Origin of the sequence: Kiloniella sp., from assembly GCF_965205715.1 — a bacterium.
Classification (GTDB): domain Bacteria; phylum Pseudomonadota; class Alphaproteobacteria; order Kiloniellales; family Kiloniellaceae; genus Kiloniella.
The window spans coordinates 96,453-113,496 of record NZ_CBDBHW010000013.1 but is presented as its reverse complement, the minus strand read 5'-3'; the positions used below and the strand labels follow the sequence as shown (position 1 = coordinate 113,496).

The 17,044-nt window shown below is 45.3% G+C and carries 21 protein-coding genes; 13 read left to right on the top strand and 8 right to left on the bottom strand.

Annotated features, from left to right (window positions below; genetic code table 11):
• Positions 1–19 precede the first annotated feature (19 nt).
• Entirely contained in the window at positions 20–379 is a 360-nt protein-coding gene (locus ACOGW3_RS11680; RefSeq protein WP_419903128.1) for a hypothetical protein, read from the bottom strand.
• Between the two features lie 190 nt (positions 380–569).
• Here ACOGW3_RS11680 and ACOGW3_RS11675 point away from each other — a divergent pair, with 190 nt between their 5' ends.
• The 5 genes from ACOGW3_RS11675 to ACOGW3_RS11655 all read left to right on the top strand — a co-directional run bounded on the left by ACOGW3_RS11675 (position 570) and on the right by ACOGW3_RS11655 (position 3,586).
• Positions 570–1,151, top strand: coding sequence for a TetR/AcrR family transcriptional regulator (locus tag ACOGW3_RS11675; protein ID WP_419903127.1), 582 nt, complete (start codon positions 570–572; stop codon positions 1,149–1,151).
• 206 nt (positions 1,152–1,357) lie between these two features.
• Entirely contained in the window at positions 1,358–1,792 is a 435-nt protein-coding gene (gene tnpA / locus ACOGW3_RS11670) for an IS200/IS605 family transposase (protein WP_419901154.1), read from the top strand.
• A gap of 83 nt (positions 1,793–1,875) precedes the next feature.
• A complete protein-coding gene (locus ACOGW3_RS11665; protein WP_419903126.1) occupies positions 1,876–2,430 on the top strand; it encodes a sigma-70 family RNA polymerase sigma factor in 555 nt (184 codons plus the stop codon).
• A gap of 8 nt (positions 2,431–2,438) precedes the next feature.
• Entirely contained in the window at positions 2,439–3,161 is a 723-nt protein-coding gene (locus tag ACOGW3_RS11660) for an anti-sigma factor (RefSeq protein ID WP_419903125.1), read from the top strand.
• A gap of 92 nt (positions 3,162–3,253) precedes the next feature.
• Positions 3,254–3,586 (top strand): fasciclin domain-containing protein, encoded by a 333-nt coding sequence (locus ACOGW3_RS11655; protein WP_419903124.1) that lies wholly within the window; start codon positions 3,254–3,256, stop codon positions 3,584–3,586.
• A gap of 2 nt (positions 3,587–3,588) precedes the next feature.
• Here ACOGW3_RS11655 and ACOGW3_RS11650 read toward each other — a convergent pair whose 3' ends face one another.
• Positions 3,589–4,821: an ISL3 family transposase gene (locus tag ACOGW3_RS11650; RefSeq protein ID WP_419901077.1), complete on the bottom strand. Its 1,233-nt coding sequence runs from the start codon at positions 4,819–4,821 to the stop codon at positions 3,589–3,591.
• Here ACOGW3_RS11650 and ACOGW3_RS11645 point away from each other — a divergent pair.
• The 3 genes from ACOGW3_RS11645 to ACOGW3_RS11635 all read left to right on the top strand — a co-directional run bounded on the left by ACOGW3_RS11645 (position 4,808) and on the right by ACOGW3_RS11635 (position 6,291).
• The gene (locus tag ACOGW3_RS11645; RefSeq protein WP_419903123.1) at positions 4,808–4,957 is read left to right on the top strand and encodes a hypothetical protein; all 150 of its coding nucleotides are present in this window, start codon (positions 4,808–4,810) and stop codon (positions 4,955–4,957) included. The genes ACOGW3_RS11650 and ACOGW3_RS11645 overlap by 14 nt on opposite strands.
• Before the next feature lie 26 nt (positions 4,958–4,983).
• On the top strand, positions 4,984–5,631 hold the full coding sequence (locus tag ACOGW3_RS11640; RefSeq protein WP_419903122.1) for a hypothetical protein: 648 nt from the start codon (positions 4,984–4,986) through the stop codon (positions 5,629–5,631).
• Between the two features lie 84 nt (positions 5,632–5,715).
• Positions 5,716–6,291, top strand: a complete 576-nt coding sequence (locus ACOGW3_RS11635) for a TetR/AcrR family transcriptional regulator (protein WP_419903121.1) — start codon at positions 5,716–5,718, stop codon at positions 6,289–6,291.
• Positions 6,292–6,318: 27 nt separating this feature from the next.
• On the opposite strand, the gene ACOGW3_RS11630 is transcribed toward ACOGW3_RS11635, so the two are convergent.
• Positions 6,319–6,717 (bottom strand): gamma-butyrobetaine hydroxylase-like domain-containing protein, encoded by a 399-nt coding sequence (locus ACOGW3_RS11630; RefSeq protein ID WP_419903120.1) that lies wholly within the window; start codon positions 6,715–6,717, stop codon positions 6,319–6,321.
• 102 nt (positions 6,718–6,819) lie between these two features.
• On the opposite strand from ACOGW3_RS11630, the gene ACOGW3_RS11625 reads away from it, so the two are divergent.
• The gene (locus tag ACOGW3_RS11625) at positions 6,820–8,052 is read left to right on the top strand and encodes an ISL3 family transposase (RefSeq protein WP_419901077.1); all 1,233 of its coding nucleotides are present in this window, start codon (positions 6,820–6,822) and stop codon (positions 8,050–8,052) included.
• Positions 8,053–8,054: 2 nt separating this feature from the next.
• On the opposite strand, the gene ACOGW3_RS11620 is transcribed toward ACOGW3_RS11625, so the two are convergent.
• Positions 8,055–8,198 (bottom strand): hypothetical protein, encoded by a 144-nt coding sequence (locus ACOGW3_RS11620; protein WP_419903119.1) that lies wholly within the window; start codon positions 8,196–8,198, stop codon positions 8,055–8,057.
• A 225-nt stretch (positions 8,199–8,423) separates the two neighbouring features.
• Here ACOGW3_RS11620 and ACOGW3_RS11615 point away from each other — a divergent pair, with 225 nt between their 5' ends.
• The gene (locus tag ACOGW3_RS11615; RefSeq protein WP_419903118.1) at positions 8,424–9,803 is read left to right on the top strand and encodes an AmpG family muropeptide MFS transporter; all 1,380 of its coding nucleotides are present in this window, start codon (positions 8,424–8,426) and stop codon (positions 9,801–9,803) included.
• Positions 9,804–10,949 (top strand): FAD-dependent monooxygenase, encoded by a 1,146-nt coding sequence (locus ACOGW3_RS11610; RefSeq protein ID WP_419903117.1) that lies wholly within the window; start codon positions 9,804–9,806, stop codon positions 10,947–10,949.
• On the opposite strand, the gene ACOGW3_RS11605 is transcribed toward ACOGW3_RS11610, so the two are convergent.
• A complete protein-coding gene (locus tag ACOGW3_RS11605; protein ID WP_419904047.1) occupies positions 10,946–11,887 on the bottom strand; it encodes a tRNA dihydrouridine synthase in 942 nt (313 codons plus the stop codon). The two genes, ACOGW3_RS11610 and ACOGW3_RS11605, sit on opposite strands and share 4 nt — an antisense overlap.
• The gene (locus ACOGW3_RS11600; protein WP_419903116.1) at positions 11,829–12,023 is read right to left on the bottom strand and encodes a hypothetical protein; all 195 of its coding nucleotides are present in this window, start codon (positions 12,021–12,023) and stop codon (positions 11,829–11,831) included. The genes ACOGW3_RS11605 and ACOGW3_RS11600 overlap by 59 nt, the downstream gene beginning before the upstream one ends.
• Between ACOGW3_RS11600 and ACOGW3_RS11595 the strand changes: the two genes are divergently transcribed.
• Entirely contained in the window at positions 12,010–13,242 is a 1,233-nt protein-coding gene (locus tag ACOGW3_RS11595; RefSeq protein WP_419901077.1) for an ISL3 family transposase, read from the top strand. The genes ACOGW3_RS11600 and ACOGW3_RS11595 overlap by 14 nt on opposite strands.
• Positions 13,243–13,449: 207 nt before the next feature.
• Here ACOGW3_RS11595 and istB read toward each other — a convergent pair whose 3' ends face one another.
• Complete coding sequence (gene istB, locus ACOGW3_RS11590; protein ID WP_419901088.1) at positions 13,450–14,262, bottom strand: IS21-like element helper ATPase IstB; 813 nt, start codon at positions 14,260–14,262, stop codon at positions 13,450–13,452.
• Positions 14,259–15,767 (bottom strand): IS21 family transposase, encoded by a 1,509-nt coding sequence (istA, locus tag ACOGW3_RS11585; protein WP_419901087.1) that lies wholly within the window; start codon positions 15,765–15,767, stop codon positions 14,259–14,261. Before istA ends, istB begins: the two co-directional genes overlap by 4 nt.
• A gap of 464 nt (positions 15,768–16,231) precedes the next feature.
• On the opposite strand from istA, the gene ACOGW3_RS11580 reads away from it, so the two are divergent.
• Positions 16,232–16,843: a hypothetical protein gene (locus ACOGW3_RS11580; protein ID WP_419903115.1), complete on the top strand. Its 612-nt coding sequence runs from the start codon at positions 16,232–16,234 to the stop codon at positions 16,841–16,843.
• Positions 16,844–17,044: the final 201 nt, after the last annotated feature.

The window sequence follows — 17,044 nt, the reverse complement described above, 5'->3', positions numbered from 1 at the left end:
CCTCTATATTTTGTCTATTCTAAATAGGTGCTTCCACACCCCGATCACTCTTTTTGTTAATAATCCCAGAGGTGAGACCGAGCAATACGCCAAATATTGTCGCAACGCTTAACATGGGAATTAACATATCCGATAATTCTTGAACAAAGACAAACTCGATTATCCAGGGAGTGTTTAGAAATAAGCTGACGACTAAGCCTTTTAGTATGGAGGGGAGAGGTATTGTAACCGAATGAATTACCCAACCAACAGCAGTCCAAAAAACGAGCGCAGATATAATGACTGGGGGAGTGAGGGGCATACCAGAAGCGGCAAATAATCCGCAGTCGATTACTCCGATGACGAGACCAAGAATAAGGCCGATCAAATGATTTTTCATGATTATCTCTTTTTCTGATGTGGGTTTACGGTGCTGGCTTCGTTTCAACAAATAGCGTTGAGGCGTGTTGATTACGCATAACAGAACGATGGGTGTTTTATATTTGGGACGGAATTACTTCGCAAGTAAAATTTCAGAACGATACGTGAAAAAAATTGTCAGCAAAAAAAAATGGCATTATAAGTAAGAGATGGGACGCAATAAAACATATGATCGAGATGATGTGCTGGAACGGGCGATGGAGCTGTTTTGGCGAGTTGGTTTTGAAGGGGCGCATCTGAGCTCTTTGGTCGAAGTCACAGGGTTAAACCGATTCAGCCTTTATAAGGAATTTGGTGGCAAGGAGGGATTGTTTGAGGAAGCATTGCTGCGTTATCTGAGCGGTGCCCGTGACAGCTATCGAGATCTGTTGGGCAAGCAACCCTCGGGAATGCAAAATATAAAATCCTATTTTCATGCCTTAAATTACAGCCCGGACTATCATGGTTGCTTCATCATAAATACGTTGTCCGAAAAACACGTTGTGTCCGATAGGGCTTTCACTTTGGTGAAAAAATTCACAGAAGAAGCTAAAGTACTTTTCAAAACCAACCTGGATGCGGCTGTTGAGGTTGGAGAATTGACAAAAAAGACCAACACCAAAGCAATGTCAGAGTATCTTTTGACCGTGGATCAAGGGCTATCAATTTATGGAATTGGAGACCCGGATAATATGGTGAAAGACCAAATCATAGAAATAGCACTGGGGCAGTTATCTGCTGAAAAATCATAGACAATCAGACTCTAATTTGCTTTTAAAAATTGATTGTGTCTTGAATGATTTTATTCAACCGTATGGTTAAATCCTCCAAGTAAACCAATACAGGATAATTTAATCCGGTAAACCCCCGGCTATGCCGGGGGACTCTCAATGGTTTGACCGTTCCCACGGTCTTACATTTCTTTGTTTATTGACCAAAATAACAAAGGAATTAGCCGATGAGAGATTACAAAAGCCTTGCACATACGAGATGGGATTGTAAATACCACGTGGTTTTCATCCCTAAACGCAGGCAAAAAGTTATCTATGGCAACCTACGTCAGTATCTTGGTGAAATTTTCCATGAACTGGCCGGGCATCGCGAAAGTAAGATTGAGGAGGGCCATTTGATGCCGGATCACATTCACATGTGTATCAGCATACCGCCCAAACATGCTGTTTCAAAAGTCGTTGGATACCTAAAAGGAAAAAGCGCGATTGCCATAGCTCGAAAATTCAAAAATAAAGCACGGAATTTCAAGGGTGAAAATTTTTGGGCCCGTGGATATTTCGTCTCAACTGTAGGGCTCGATGAACAGATGGTGAGGGAGTATATCAGAACGCAAGAAGAGCGTGATAAGTACTTTGACCAAATGGATATATTCAATCCATAACCGCTTTAGCGGTTCCCAATTTGCCCCTTTAAGGGGCTCACCCGCTTAAGCCCCCGGCTTTGCCGGGGGTCATTTAACTCTTTTTGCCAACTCCAAATGATATCTCTGGTCTTTTGGCGCGGGTCGCACTTGGCGATCGGCAGGCTTTTGATCTGTTGTATCAAAATACATCAGCGAAACTTTTTGGGGTTGCGCTTCGTCTCTTAAAGGACCGGGTTGAAGCTGAAGATGTGCTCCAGGAAGTCTACGTAAAGATTTGGCAGCGGGCAGATCGGTTCAGTCAATCGGAAGCCAGTCCGATGTCTTGGCTCATCGCCATTACGCGAAACCACGCCATCGACCGGATACGCGCCAGAAATACGGCCAAAAAAACAGTAAGCGCCGATATGGAAGAGATCGCAGAACTGGCAGATAAGGCGCCGACACCGGAAGCGAACGTTATCGCCGGATCCGAACGGAGAAAGATTAACGAGTGCCTTGATCGGCTGGAGGAAGTTAAATCAAGTGCTGTGCGAGGTGCTTATCTGGAGGGTTATTCCTATCAAGAACTTTCTGACAGGTATAAAGTTCCATTAAATACCGTAAGAACCTGGCTGCGGCGTAGCCTTCTGAAGTTAAAAGAATGTTTAAGCGAGTAGAAGCGTGAATGAGTGATAAGGCCAACATAGACCCTGGAATGGGCTCTGGAAGAGACGAGGACGATGCCCTTGCGGCAGAATACGTCCTGGGTGTTCTTGATCGGGCTGCGCGTTCCTCTCTGGCTTTGCGCATTGAAAATGATCCGGCCTTTGCAAGGCTGGTTTCTGACTGGGAAGCCAGGTTGATTGATCTGAATGAAGCTTACGAAGCCCAGACACCACCCGCATCTGTTAAGGTCGCCCTGGATAAACACTTGTTTGATCGGCCTGAACCCGAAAATAGCCGTTCTATCTGGAACAGTCTCGCTTTTTGGCGTTTGATCAGCGCTGGGGCTGTGTTTGGGTTGATCGCCATTGTACTCATTTCATTGTGGACATTAAATCAACCCGCGGGACAGACATTGGTTGCGTCGCTTTCTTCGGATAACAGAACAGAGCAATTTGTAGCGCTCTATGAAACGGACACACAAACTCTGCGGATCAGCACGCTCTCTGCTGACAAACCAACCGACAAAGATTACGAACTCTGGATTATTTCAGGTGATAATCCGCCAAAATCGCTTGGCCTTGTTGGTGGGGTTGGGGATAAAGCGCTTCGCGTTACGGCATCTTTACAGGCAAAATTTGTCGAGGGCGTTACCCTAGCTGTCAGCCTTGAACCCGAGGGTGGATCTACGACAGGGTTGCCGACGGGAGCTGTAATAGCCGTCGGTATTGTGAAGAAAATTTAAAAAAATCAAAAAGTTTTAAACTTATCTTTTAGCTCTCCCGTTACTTCCCTTGTCTCACGTTTGGTGGGAAGAAAAAACAGTGGAGAACTTAGATGTTGAAATCAATTCGCCTACTCGCCCTGACCGCAGCAGTTGTTGCCAGCACATCCGCAATGGCCAACCCACAAGTTGGTGGTGCGGCGATGTATGCCTCAAAAAATATCATTGAAAACGCGGTTAATTCCAAAGACCACACTACTCTTGTTGCAGCAGTGAAAGCAGCAGGCCTTGTCGAAACCTTGCAAAGCAAGGGGCCCTTTACCGTGTTTGCACCTGTGAACGCAGCTTTTGATGCACTTCCTGCAGGCACGGTTGAAAGCTTGCTTAAGCCAGAGAACAAAGCCCAGCTGGTCAAAATTTTGGCACTTCTCCGCTTTGTTGAGTAGATTTAGGATTTCAAATAGAGCATAGATTGATTATCTGGAATGGATGATTGTCTAATTTTGAGTTTGAAGTATTCGGTATCCTTGATGCCTCTGGCTCGCTTACGGATCATTCCTATACTGACATTACCAGCCTCTATCCTGGCGCTTGTGAGCTTGTGTTTGGCGTAGTTGCAGATGCCCACACAATGTTTCCGTAGGGATTTCGCGAACTTTTTTAGATAGAGCATCTGTGACTGATCTGCTATCAGGCACCAACGTTCCAGTTGCTCCGCCATCGCCTCAAATGAAGCGGCACTCCACAGCAGCTGAAGCTGTTCTTTCAAGACGTAAAGTGCATTCAGGTTGCTATTGCTCTCCAGCAACCTTTGCAGCTTGTCACTTTGTTTTTCACTCAACTTATCCGCATTTTTGAGCAACAGATAATGTGTCCCTTTCATCAACTCTTTACCACTTGGATCGGCCTTTCTGAACTCAAGTCGACGCTGATTATGGATAGCTTTGCTGTAGTTTTTCATGACGTGGAAACGGTCAAATACTATGTCGGCCAACGGCAAGGACTCTCTGACAGCCTTTTGGTAGGCAGGCCCCATATCCATCGCTACGGCCTTTATTTTGCAGGCTGTATCTGGTTGCAGTTGTTTCAAAAACCTTGAAAAAACCTCGGCAGTTCGGCCTGCTTCAACCCAGATCAGATGACCGCCAACCATATCGTAGACCACCGTCATGTAGTCATGACCTTTCGCCCGGGCAACTTCATCTACACCAATATATTCCAAGCCAGTTAGCTCTGCAGGATCAAGCGTAGGGAGAGTTTCAATAAGGTATGCCCTGTCGATATTCTTGACCGTTTCCCATCGTATATCCAAATGTCTGGAAACCGCTTGAATAGACATATGCCGACATAATCCACTGATCAGTCGGCAAAATCGGTGAGTGAAACGGCACCCTTTATCAACAAAATCACACCCCTCAATGCGGCGTTCGCCCTTGTTAATATAAACCTGCGCCAGCTCAATCTCGACCACACAAGGATACCCAAAAAGGGGGATGTCGTTTACTTGTCGGCGGACATGCTGGTTGATGCTTCCCTTCTGGCCTGTAGCAGGGTCTATAGCCCTCCTACGCGCGTCTCGGCTGCAGTGAATGACAATCTTAACACCGCCGTCATCCAGTTTAATTTCATTTACACGTTGCCCTTTGAGGCCTAAAATATGCTGCGAGATGTTGATTGTCATATACCTGCTCTATGTAAAGTTATCAGAAACCATACATATCAACAGGTTACTTGGCGGTCGGCATCTTTTTCTACTCAACAAAGCGGAGAAGAGCCGAAATTGTTTTGTTTTAGAGAGATGTCAATGCAGTTGGTAAGGTCGTGTCGGGCTTGGTTTCAGGGTGTGATTGCTGCTGTAACGATATTAATTGTTACTATTTCAGCCGCAAGTGCAGCTGGTGATCATGCCGTGGGGCAAGGTGGGAATGGTGAGTTTTTTATGGCTGCTATTCCAGATGGCTGGCAGGCATTGCCGCGGGCGACCGAAGCACAACAGACCTCAGCTGAATGGCTTCCTCCGGGACAAACTGTTGAGAACTGGACGGATATGATCACTGTACAGGTCTTTCCTGGATGGGCAGAGGGTGACGTGAGCATTTTCCTCGATGGCCTGGCCGATATATACAAACAAAATTGTGAAGTTAGCGGCGCTACTCCTTTGTTGAAGGATCAGGTTAACGGTTTTTTGACAGGTTTTCGGTTGATTAACTGTACCCGTGATTTAACTCGCAACAGTGGTGAGGTATCACTCTTTAGGGCCCTAATCGGTCAGAGTGCAGCCTACCTTATTCAGCGTGTATTCAGAGTTCCTGAGTTTGAAATAGGTGCGAAGCCTGTGACTGACGAAGCTATGATACAGGCCTATTCAAGCATAAGCTCGGTGGGTGCATGTAAGCTAAATTCCAAACAATATACCTGCGCGGATTGGGATACAATTTTAGCAAAATTGAATAACAAACCTTCCGTCATCGTCATAAAAGCACCAAACTAGAATATCCAAATTGGAATATAGAGTTGATTACCAATGAGTAATTTCCAATTACGGGGTTAAATGCTTAGAGGAAAAGGTAAGGTTGTGCGCCGTTCGAAAAAACGAGAACAATTGATCGAAACTGCCTTGCAGCTCTTTTACCGACAGGGTTTTCACGCCACTGGGGTTGATCAGATAATTTCGGACGCTGGCGTTGCCCGGATGACGTTCTATAAGCATTTTCCTTCAAAAGAAGATTTGATTATTGCGTCATTGGAGAGGCGCGATGAAAATTTTTGCGAGTGGATATTTAACTATATTGCTCAGTATACTAATGCGCGAGATCAGCTGCTGGGACTTTTTGATGCCTTGGATCTCTGGTTCAAGGGAGAGGCTTTTCCGGAGCAAAAATTCTCTGGCTGCATGTTTATTAACGCTGCGGCCGAGTATTCTGGATTAGAGCAAGAAGCCCACAAAGTTGCATCAAGGCATAAAATATCTTTGTTAGCGAAATATAGCAAAGTCGTGGAGGAAGCAGGTTTTAAAGAGCCAGAAGAACTGGCTTCACAGTTGCTCTTGTTGAAAGAGGGGGCAATTGTTACTGCCCAGGTCAGTGGGGATTTAGAAGCGGCGATACGTGCAAAAAAAATAGCAGCAACCCTGTTGTTGGCAGCTCAATAGGTTGCTTAAGAGTATCCCCTAAAAATATCAGGGATCGCGAGATAAGCCGCGAGACTCAAGTTCAGCCAAATATTTTTGCCACAAAACATCGCGTTCGGTAGCTAATTTATAAAGGTACTGCCATGAGAATATGCCGGTATCGTGTAGATCGTCGAAGGTTATTTTAACAGCGTAATTTCCCACGGGGTCAATGCCCATGATGCCAACCATACGTCTTCCCGAAAGCACTTTCTTCTGGCTTGGGTGGTGTCCTTGAACTTCTGCAGATGGGCTCTCAACACGAAGATACTCAGCAGGAAGAACAAAATTTTCACCATTATCAAATGAAATATGAAGCGCCCTTTCCTCTGATTTGTATTTTATATCAGTGGGCCAGTGCTCTGTTTTAAATTCCTGAGCATTATCTTCATTAATAGAACGGGTCATATTTTCTGGCTCTTCTCCGCTTTGTTGAGTAGAAAAAGATGCCGACCGCCAAGTAACCTGTTGATATGTATGGTTTCTGATAACTTTACATAGAGCAGGTATATGACAATCAACATCTCGCAGCATATTTTAGGCCTCAAAGGGCAACGTGTAAATGAAATTAAACTGGATGACGGCGGTGTTAAGATTGTCATTCACTGCAGCCGAGACGCGCGTAGGAGGGCTATAGACCCTGCTACAGGCCAGAAGGGAAGCATCAACCAGCATGTCCGCCGACAAGTAAACGACATCCCCCTTTTTGGGTATCCTTGTGTGGTCGAGATTGAGCTGGCGCAGGTTTATATTAACAAGGGCGAACGCCGCATTGAGGGGTGTGATTTTGTTGATAAAGGGTGCCGTTTCACTCACCGATTTTGCCGACTGATCAGTGGATTATGTCGGCATATGTCTATTCAAGCGGTTTCCAGACATTTGGATATACGATGGGAAACGGTCAAGAATATCGACAGGGCATACCTTATTGAAACTCTCCCTACGCTTGATCCTGCAGAGCTAACTGGCTTGGAATATATTGGTGTAGATGAAGTTGCCCGGGCGAAAGGTCATGACTACATGACGGTGGTCTACGATATGGTTGGCGGTCATCTGATCTGGGTTGAAGCAGGCCGAACTGCCGAGGTTTTTTCAAGGTTTTTGAAACAACTGCAACCAGATACAGCCTGCAAAATAAAGGCCGTAGCGATGGATATGGGGCCTGCCTACCAAAAGGCTGTCAGAGAGTCCTTGCCGTTGGCCGACATAGTATTTGACCGTTTCCACGTCATGAAAAACTACAGCAAAGCTATCCATAATCAGCGTCGACTTGAGTTCAGAAAGGCCGATCCAAGTGGTAAAGAGTTGATGAAAGGGACACATTATCTGTTGCTCAAAAATGCGGATAAGTTGAGTGAAAAACAAAGTGACAAGCTGCAAAGGTTGCTGGAGAGCAATAGCAACCTGAATGCACTTTACGTCTTGAAAGAACAGCTTCAGCTGCTGTGGAGTGCCGCTTCATTTGAGGCGATGGCGGAGCAACTGGAACGTTGGTGCCTGATAGCAGATCAGTCACAGATGCTCTATCTAAAAAAGTTCGCGAAATCCCTACGGAAACATTGTGTGGGCATCTGCAACTACGCCAAACACAAGCTCACAAGCGCCAGGATAGAGGCTGGTAATGTCAGTATAGGAATGATCCGTAAGCGAGCCAGAGGCATCAAGGATACCGAATACTTCAAACTCAAAATTAGACAATCATCCATTCCAGATAATCAATCTATGCTCTATTTGAAATCCTAAATCTACTCAACAAAGCGGAGAAGTGCCACAAAATTCTCTAGAACCAGAACCCCGTTGTCATCAAAGAACTGCTTCATGTCAGAAGTAAGTTCGCCCCTTAGCGGTGTTGGATATTTGGTGACAATTTTTTTGGAATTTTCTGACATGAGAGCTTAATCCTGTTTGTATTTTTGATTATTTACTTCTTGGTAAAAACTTTAACACTGAGACTTCGATCGTAATAGGCAAAATAATAATCTTGGCTCAGAAACCAACAGAGATAGATTAATGCTCTGTGACTTATAATTGTCTGAATTGTTAATTACTTTAGCCTGCTCTATATCTATCGTAATAGAGATCTAATATCTGGGTACTTCAAGGACCGTGAATTTATGACTGAGCAGGTTGTTAAACGCAAACACAGCTGGAGAGAATCCGTAGAGGTTTATCTTAAACCACGGGTTATTGGCATGTTGTTCCTTGGGTTCTCAGCAGGCCTCCCATTTCTACTCGTGTTTAGTACGCTCAGCGGTTGGCTGCGTGACGTCGGGGTTGAGCGCACTGAAATTGGTTTCTTTGCATGGATAAGTATAACGTATTCGATAAAGGTCTTATGGGCGCCAATAGTTGATCATATCCAACTGCCATTATTAAATAAGTTGGGTAAACGCCGTTCGTGGATGTTACTAGCTCAGGTGGGAGTAATCTGCGGTTTAGTGGGTATGTCATCAACCAGCCCTGCTGAGAGCTTATTCTTATTATCCGTTTTTACGTTTATGGTCGCGTTCTTTTCAGCAACACAGGACATAAGTCTTGATGCCTATCGAATAGAAGCCATGGATCGTGAGTACCAAGGTGCCATGGCAGCGACATATCAGCTTGGATATCGTTTAGCTGTTATCGTTGCTGGAGCTGGTGCATTTCACATTGCTGAAAACTTTACTTGGTCTCTAACTTATCAGGTAATGGCTGCTTGTATGTCAGTTGGGATTATTACCGTATTTATCATACGGGAACCAAAAAGAGTAAATGACCCTCAAGCAGAGAGTAACAAATTCGAATGGGAAAAAGAGGTAAGTGAACGTTTCTCTCACCTTGATGGTAAGAGCCGACAGGTTTCAGAGTGGTTTTTTAAGGCTGTTATTCGTCCCTTCTCAGAATTTTCAGGGCGTCTAGGTTGGATTGCGATTGTAATTCTTGTCCTGATTGGCCTCTATCGGATTAGCGATATTGTCATGGGTGTTATGGCAATTCCCCTTTACATCGATTTGGGGTTCTCTCTTGGTGACATTGCCAATGTAACCAAGATTTTTGGTGCTGTGATGATTGTCGTTGGTACTGTGGTTGGCGGTACCATGGTCATGAGGTTTGGTATCATGAGAATGCTATTGCTTGGCGCAATTCTTGTTGCATCCACTAACCTTGTATTTGCGTACCTGGCTATATCAGGTAACAGCATGCCCGTTTTTGTGGTTACGATAACACTAGATAATTTTACTGCTGGTTTTGCCGGAACAGTTCTTATTGCGTACCTTTCTAGTTTAACCAGCTCTTCTTTCGCGGCCACGCAGTACGCGTTGTTTAGCTCTTTCATGTCCTTACCGGGTAAAATTCTTGCTGGTTTTTCAGGCTTAATTGTTGATTCTTATGGGTATGTATCATTTTTCACCTACTCGTCACTGATGGGTGTTCCTGCCATTTTATTAGTGCTTTTCCTGATGAACTATCAGTATCGGCAGAAAAAGAAATCATTAGTAGAGGCTGGTGAATAAGTGCAGGTTCTTATTGTTGGCGGTGGTATCGCGGGACTTTCTACAGCTATAGCTCTTAAGCAGAAGGGCATAGAAGCCGAGATCATTGAGAAAGCTTCGAGCTGGCGTTCTGGTGGGGCTGGACTGCATTTACCGGGGAACGCTGTTGTTCCGATGGAACGGCTTGGTATCCGGACGGACGTGGAAAGCCAATCCTTTGCCTTTCCTGAAATTCGCTATTGCGATCAGAAGGATAGCAAGCTTTTTAGCTTAGATCTCTCCGATGGTTCTTGGCCTGCCTTTCAGGCGATTTCACGTGATACCTTTCACAAAATACTGGTCGAAAAAGCAGGTAATGTTCCTGTTCGTTTCGGTATAGAAATAAAAACTCTTTCTCAAGAGGAGGGCTCACCGGATTCTCTTTCTAAAGTTGAGTTCTCTGACGGTAAAACCGTCGAATATGACCTCGTCATTGCCGCAGATGGGATCAATTCAGCTACACGTGGGATGCTCTTTGGGTCTGAGCTACAGCCCCAATCTGCCGGAATTACCTGCTGGCGCTGGATAACAGAAATCGAAGGCCTATCAGAGCCCCACTTTATGCTGGGACGGGGGAAGATTCTTCTTCTGATGCCGATAAGCTCTGGCAGAGCTTATGTTTTTGCCTCGATTACAGATCCTAACGGCAAGTATGCTTCCCTTAATAATGAAGCGGTCAATAATGATGTGATCCGACGGGAGTTTGCTGAATTTGGCGGTGCAGTTCCCCATATACTCAAAAGGTTGGAACAGGACGGACCTGTTCTGCCGGGTCAGCTTCAGCAGATGCTGGTTCCGGAGTGGGTGAAGGGGGCCTGTGTTCTTGTCGGGGATGCGGCGCATGGTACGCTGCCGACCATGGCTCAGGGAGCAAGTATGGCCATGGAAGATGCCCTGGTCCTTGCGGAAGAGCTAGATGCCAAGTCCTCTATTGAAAAGGCATTGGCAGCTTATCAAACACGCAGGATAGAAAGAGCACAATGGGTACAGCATCAATCCTTAAAACGTATGGGTTTAGCCCGACTTAAAGCCCGGACCCTTATCTTCCTTCGAAATAAACTGATGAAAGCTGCTGGGGCAAAGATCCTGGCTTCAGGCTGGCGGCCATTGATAGACCAGGACTTCTAGCCTGCTTTTTTCAAAGCCTGGGGCTCCAGAATATCGGCGATGTCTTGCGGTTCTTTTATGCCTCTGATGGTATCAAACAGGGTTTGGGCTTCAGGGTATTGATTCCTCAGAAACTTAAGCCACTGTTTTAGGCGGCCCGGGCCGTGTTTGGGAGGCAGCTGTTTGCTGGTTTCTTGGTAAAACGTCTGAATAACCGGAAGCAAGCGTTCCCAGGTCATGGGGTTTATTGCTTTGCCGCTTTGATGGTTGGCAATGATTGATGCAAGATCTGGAAAAGCCATCAGACCGCGCCCGATCATAACGTCATCGCAGCCACTGATGGATCTGCAGCGGAGATAATCCTCTAGAGAGCCAATATCACCATTGGCGACGACATTGATCTTCACGGCTTCCCTGATACGCGCAATCCATTCCCAGTGAGCAGGAGGTTTATAACCTTCAACTTTGGTTCTGGCGTGAACACAAACCTCAGTCGCGCCAGCATCCTGTATCGCCCAGGCATTATCCAAAGCCAAAGACTTGTCTTCGTACCCCAACCGCATCTTAGCCGTTACTGGGATGTGTGAAGGGACGGCGCTTCTAACGGCCTTTATAATGGTGTGAATAAGCTCCGGCTCTTTGAGGAGGACAGATCCACCCTTATTTCTGTTGACGGTTTTCGACGGGCAGCCAAAATTCAAATCAATTGCAGGTGCGCCGAGTTGAACCGCAAGGTGGGCCGTTTCAGCCAAAACAGATGGGTTGCTGCCGAGAAGCTGTATCGCGACTGGAGTGCCCGATGCGGTGCGACACTTATTGTGAAGCTCTGGTGCGAAACGATAAAAGATCTTTGGCGGCAGGACTTGGTCGTTAACCCGGATAAACTCTGTCACACAGCGATCAATCCCACCTATGGCGGTGAGTATTTCGCGGATCTGAGCATCGACGAGCCCCTCCATAGGGGCCAGGATTAACGTCACAATATTGGCTCTTCTCCGCTTTGTTGAGTAGAAAAAGATGCCGACCGCCAAGTAACCTGTTGATATGTATGGTTTCTGATAACTTTACATAGAGCAGGTATATGACAATCAACATCTCGCAGCATATTTTAGGCCTCAAAGGGCAACGTGTAAATGAAATTAAACTGGATGACGGCGGTGTTAAGATTGTCATTCACTGCAGCCGAGACGCGCGTAGGAGGGCTATAGACCCTGCTACAGGCCAGAAGGGAAGCATCAACCAGCATGTCCGCCGACAAGTAAACGACATCCCCCTTTTTGGGTATCCTTGTGTGGTCGAGATTGAGCTGGCGCAGGTTTATATTAACAAGGGCGAACGCCGCATTGAGGGGTGTGATTTTGTTGATAAAGGGTGCCGTTTCACTCACCGATTTTGCCGACTGATCAGTGGATTATGTCGGCATATGTCTATTCAAGCGGTTTCCAGACATTTGGATATACGATGGGAAACGGTCAAGAATATCGACAGGGCATACCTTATTGAAACTCTCCCTACGCTTGATCCTGCAGAGCTAACTGGCTTGGAATATATTGGTGTAGATGAAGTTGCCCGGGCGAAAGGTCATGACTACATGACGGTGGTCTACGATATGGTTGGCGGTCATCTGATCTGGGTTGAAGCAGGCCGAACTGCCGAGGTTTTTTCAAGGTTTTTGAAACAACTGCAACCAGATACAGCCTGCAAAATAAAGGCCGTAGCGATGGATATGGGGCCTGCCTACCAAAAGGCTGTCAGAGAGTCCTTGCCGTTGGCCGACATAGTATTTGACCGTTTCCACGTCATGAAAAACTACAGCAAAGCTATCCATAATCAGCGTCGACTTGAGTTCAGAAAGGCCGATCCAAGTGGTAAAGAGTTGATGAAAGGGACACATTATCTGTTGCTCAAAAATGCGGATAAGTTGAGTGAAAAACAAAGTGACAAGCTGCAAAGGTTGCTGGAGAGCAATAGCAACCTGAATGCACTTTACGTCTTGAAAGAACAGCTTCAGCTGCTGTGGAGTGCCGCTTCATTTGAGGCGATGGCGGAGCAACTGGAACGTTGGTGCCTGATAGCAGATCAGTCACAGATGCTCTATCTAAAAAAGTTCGCGAAATCCCTACGGAAACATTGTGTGGGCATCTGCAACTACGCCAAACACAAGCTCACAAGCGCCAGGATAGAGGCTGGTAATGTCAGTATAGGAATGATCCGTAAGCGAGCCAGAGGCATCAAGGATACCGAATACTTCAAACTCAAAATTAGACAATCATCCATTCCAGATAATCAATCTATGCTCTATTTGAAATCCTAAATCTACTCAACAAAGCGGAGAAGTGCCACAATATTGAACTCTCAAAATTGACAAGAATCGGTCCTTTCTGATGGCTACTTACCCTTTGATGACCGATAGCTGAGTGGATTTTTACCGTTCTATAGGCTTGTGTAGAGCGTCAACCACTTTGTCCGGTTGCGTCAACCACCTTGGCCGCTTTTGATGCGGCTGTGATCTGACGTTTATTTACGATGCTTCAGGCATATTTTTCACCTTTTTGTTTGTGGTTTTCCGCAACATTTTTTTGAGATTTTGGGCGGCTTCCCATTGTCTGTAGCTGTCGATATTCATCTCAAGAATGGTTGAGTGGTGAACAAGACGATCGATTGCTGCAACGGTCATGGCCTTATCTTGAAAAATATTGTCCCATCCGCTAAAAGGTTGATTGGCAGCAATTGCAATACTTCGGTACTCATATCGTCTGGCGATCAATTCAAAGAGCACGGATGTTTCAGATATATCCCTTTGTGCATAGGTAATATCATCGAGAATGATGAGATCAAATTTATCGAGTTTTGCGAGGGCGTTTTCGAGCATAAGTTCACGTCTGGCAGCCTGGAGTTTTTGCACCAGATCACTGGTTTGCGTATAGAGCACACGGTATCCAGCCTCTATAAGAGCATAACCTACGGCGCATAGGAGATGAGTTTTTCCTCCCCCTGAATTTCCAATGGCAATCAGATTTGCTCTTGCGTCAATCCAGTCACCGGCAGACAAGGCTTCGACCTGCGCCTTTTTCACGTTAGGCAGCCGCTTGAAGTTAAAAGTGGCCAGAGTTTTTCCGCCCAGCAGGTTTGATGCGTTGAGATGGCGTTGAATGCGTCGCGTGTCCCTTTCGGCCAATTCATATTCGGCCAAAACGGCAAGGAACCTGGCTGCTGACCAGCCCTCCTTGTCGGATTGGATTGCGATATCTTGCCAGTGTTTGTGAAAGCTGGGTAATCGTAAGTCAGTTAGCATAAGAGGCAGCTTGTGCTGATCCACTTCAATGTTTGTCATGCCCGATCCTCCAACAGAGTATCAAAGACTGATAATGAAGGTTGAACCACGGGAATATCAGGAGGTAAATCCGTGTTCTTTTTTGTGATATTCAGCTTAAGTTTTTTTGCGCAAGGTAGCCTTCCTGCATTGATTTCTCTCGAAATCAGGTGCGCGACTTCGGCCTCACAAGCCTCTTCGTGCGCAAGGAAAAGTATCCCAACCATCTGACGACACGCATCTCTGCGGGACAACTTTTTCTGAAACAATGTCCAGGCCAGGGAGTACTCGGTTCTTGGAAAAATACTGTCACGATAAATAGAATTGGCGAGTGCCTGAGGTTTACGTTTGAGAGCATGAATGACGTGATGATAATTGATAACATGAATGCGGGGGCCTTTGCCGTGCCCCCGCTCACGAGAATGGCTGACGACATGAGTGCTGCCTAGATAGGCTTCTATCCGGTTATCGTAAATATGGACACGCAAGCGTTGACCAATTAGGCGAGAAGGGGCGCTATAAAAAACCTGCTTAACTAAAAAACCACTTGTTTTGGTAACTCTCGACACGACTTCAGTGTAATCTGTTGTTCGCCGAGGAGGTAACGCCTTGAGAGATTTCAACTCTGTTTGGATATCTTGGTCACGATGTTTGTTCCGTCTAGCAATCAGCTCGTCCAAAAATCGCCGATACTCATCCAAAGTGTCAAAGTCATTACTGCCACGCAAAATCAGGGCCTGCTTTATCGCAGTCTTAAGGTGACCGTGGTGAGATTCAATGGCACCGTTCTCGTGTGATTCCCCTCTGTTATTTCGACTGGCCTCCATACCGTAGTGCTCAACAAAAGCAGAATAACGTTTGGTAATGTCCTCCTTTTCCTCAACGCTCAAATTCCGAAAGGCCGCAGACAGGCTGTCGGTCCGGTGGTTTTCAGGAGCGCCCCCCAAGGACCAAAGCGCATTTTGTAAGTTCTCCGCAAGGGCTGTAAAACTCTCACCGCCAAGTACGACCCCAACATGTTCCCATCGGCTATATACCAGAACAAAATGATAGAGCCGATGCACCAAAGGATCTCCTGCAATGGTAATACTTAAGTCGGCTGCATCCGTGAAATCTGATTGGCCCATGTAACCCGGCTCAGGTGTTTGCCTGAAAATGATATCCTTTTCAGGGCCATTCAGAGCCCGCCATCCCCGAACTCGGCGCTCTAACGTGCGCTTGACACGGTCATCGGGAAAACGGAGCGGATAGAGGCTCTGTATGTGGCGCAACAAAGTAATGGGTTTGACCGAGTTGTCTTTATCCAAAATGGGAAGGATGTCCTTATCCCAGATATCTTCAAGCGGATCAGAAACTGTTCGCCCTCGCTTTATATTGCGTTGTGACGGTAAAGTCGCATCAACGTCAAATCGGCGGGCCGTGCGTTCGCTAAACCCTGCGCGGGCAGCGGCGGTTCGTTGACCATGAGTTTTTCTATCTGTCATGTAAAGTCTCAGTTGTTCATCTGTGATAAATTTATACGGCAAACAGGTTCCTCCAATTACATCTAGAGGTTCCTAATTTATCAACTCACAGCAGCTTGTAACTAACACCAAATTAAGCCTTGGCCGGTGGATCTGATTATCAAACGGGCACGCCCTTTTTAATGATCAGATCCACCGGCCAAGGTGGTTGTCGCAACCGGCCAAGGTTATTGTCGCTGAACAGGCTTGTGAGTCAAAAATCCAATGAGGTTATAGGCCTGCAGTGTCTATATTTTCATCTGCTAAAGTCTCCAGACGTTATGCTCCTGTGATATCTCCACTTATTTCAGGAGCGTGATGCTTAATTTACCATTCTATCCTGCCTCTGAAAGCGTATAGGCATTTAAGCAAACTCAAACCTTCAGTTATTATCTACCAGATAAAAAAAACTTAGTAGATAGTAACCTGCTAATGAATTAATGTTATTTAACAACAACAATCATAAGTAGTGGATTTTAGGGGGGGTAATGGAAAGTGATGATGTAATAAAACTTGCTGGTGTTGCTGTTACCGCTCTTATCGCACTAGGAGCGATGGGCGCTTACTTGTGGAGAGAGAATAAGAAAACCAAAAACACATTACGTGCAATTTACGTAGAAACGTTTGAAGCCTGTAAGGGTGTTAGAAAACATCTCAAGAACAGTAATTATGACAACGTAAAACAAAAAATTGATAATGATCCGGATTATTGTCCATTCCTTGCAAGCCATCCTAGTCCAGATCACCTTTTCAGAAAGGCCATAGATGAGCTTTACTTAATTCCCAATGAGACCATACGGTATATAACGAAATTAAAAAAAGCTGATCAAGCGTCTACAGCCTATATAATCGCAATTTCATCCGTAGAGTATAAAAGTTTAGATCAAACTCGAAAAAAACAAATTTTAGATTTTTTGCTCGATAGTAATGAAAAGCTTCAAGAGGCAAGTGAAGAGCTAGTATTACACTTAGAGAACCTTAATATCAACGGAGATAAGAAGCTAAAATTGTGCTATATGAAGCATAGGCTGTGCTATAAACTATTTAAATTTCAATATAAGTTACGAAAATGGTATAATAAAAAATATACTTGGTACTAATAGAAAAACGCCCTCCAATTTTTCACTGGAGGGAGTTTAACTATTATTTAAAAAAATGTATAAAAAATTCAAAAGCTAACTATTAATTAGAACTTCGTCTCTAGGTCCACGCATTTTAAATCTCCTAATTAAGTTTAGCTAAAATGGTGTTTTCGAGGTCAAGTATACCCTTAAAACAGGTGAAAAGTCAATAATTCTGAC

Coding starts and splice junctions, on each gene's coding strand:
- ACOGW3_RS11645 (WP_419903123.1), top strand. CDS start 4,808: ATGTTGATTGTCATATACCTGCTCTATGTAAAGTTATCAGAAACCATA.
- ACOGW3_RS11620 (WP_419903119.1), bottom strand. CDS start 8,198: ATGTCAGAAAATTCCAAAAAAATTGTCACCAAATATCCAACACCGCTA.
- tnpA (WP_419901154.1), top strand. CDS start 1,358: ATGAGAGATTACAAAAGCCTTGCACATACGAGATGGGATTGTAAATAC.
- ACOGW3_RS11625 (WP_419901077.1), top strand. CDS start 6,820: ATGACAATCAACATCTCGCAGCATATTTTAGGCCTCAAAGGGCAACGT.
- ACOGW3_RS11660 (WP_419903125.1), top strand. CDS start 2,439: ATGAGTGATAAGGCCAACATAGACCCTGGAATGGGCTCTGGAAGAGAC.
- ACOGW3_RS11675 (WP_419903127.1), top strand. CDS start 570: ATGGGACGCAATAAAACATATGATCGAGATGATGTGCTGGAACGGGCG.
- ACOGW3_RS11600 (WP_419903116.1), bottom strand. CDS start 12,023: ATGTTGATTGTCATATACCTGCTCTATGTAAAGTTATCAGAAACCATA.
- ACOGW3_RS11595 (WP_419901077.1), top strand. CDS start 12,010: ATGACAATCAACATCTCGCAGCATATTTTAGGCCTCAAAGGGCAACGT.
- ACOGW3_RS11655 (WP_419903124.1), top strand. CDS start 3,254: ATGTTGAAATCAATTCGCCTACTCGCCCTGACCGCAGCAGTTGTTGCC.
- ACOGW3_RS11630 (WP_419903120.1), bottom strand. CDS start 6,717: ATGACCCGTTCTATTAATGAAGATAATGCTCAGGAATTTAAAACAGAG.
- istB (WP_419901088.1), bottom strand. CDS start 14,262: ATGACAAACATTGAAGTGGATCAGCACAAGCTGCCTCTTATGCTAACT.
- ACOGW3_RS11580 (WP_419903115.1), top strand. CDS start 16,232: ATGGAAAGTGATGATGTAATAAAACTTGCTGGTGTTGCTGTTACCGCT.
- ACOGW3_RS11615 (WP_419903118.1), top strand. CDS start 8,424: ATGACTGAGCAGGTTGTTAAACGCAAACACAGCTGGAGAGAATCCGTA.
- ACOGW3_RS11650 (WP_419901077.1), bottom strand. CDS start 4,821: ATGACAATCAACATCTCGCAGCATATTTTAGGCCTCAAAGGGCAACGT.
- ACOGW3_RS11680 (WP_419903128.1), bottom strand. CDS start 379: ATGAAAAATCATTTGATCGGCCTTATTCTTGGTCTCGTCATCGGAGTA.
- ACOGW3_RS11605 (WP_419904047.1), bottom strand. CDS start 11,887: ATGGAGGGGCTCGTCGATGCTCAGATCCGCGAAATACTCACCGCCATA.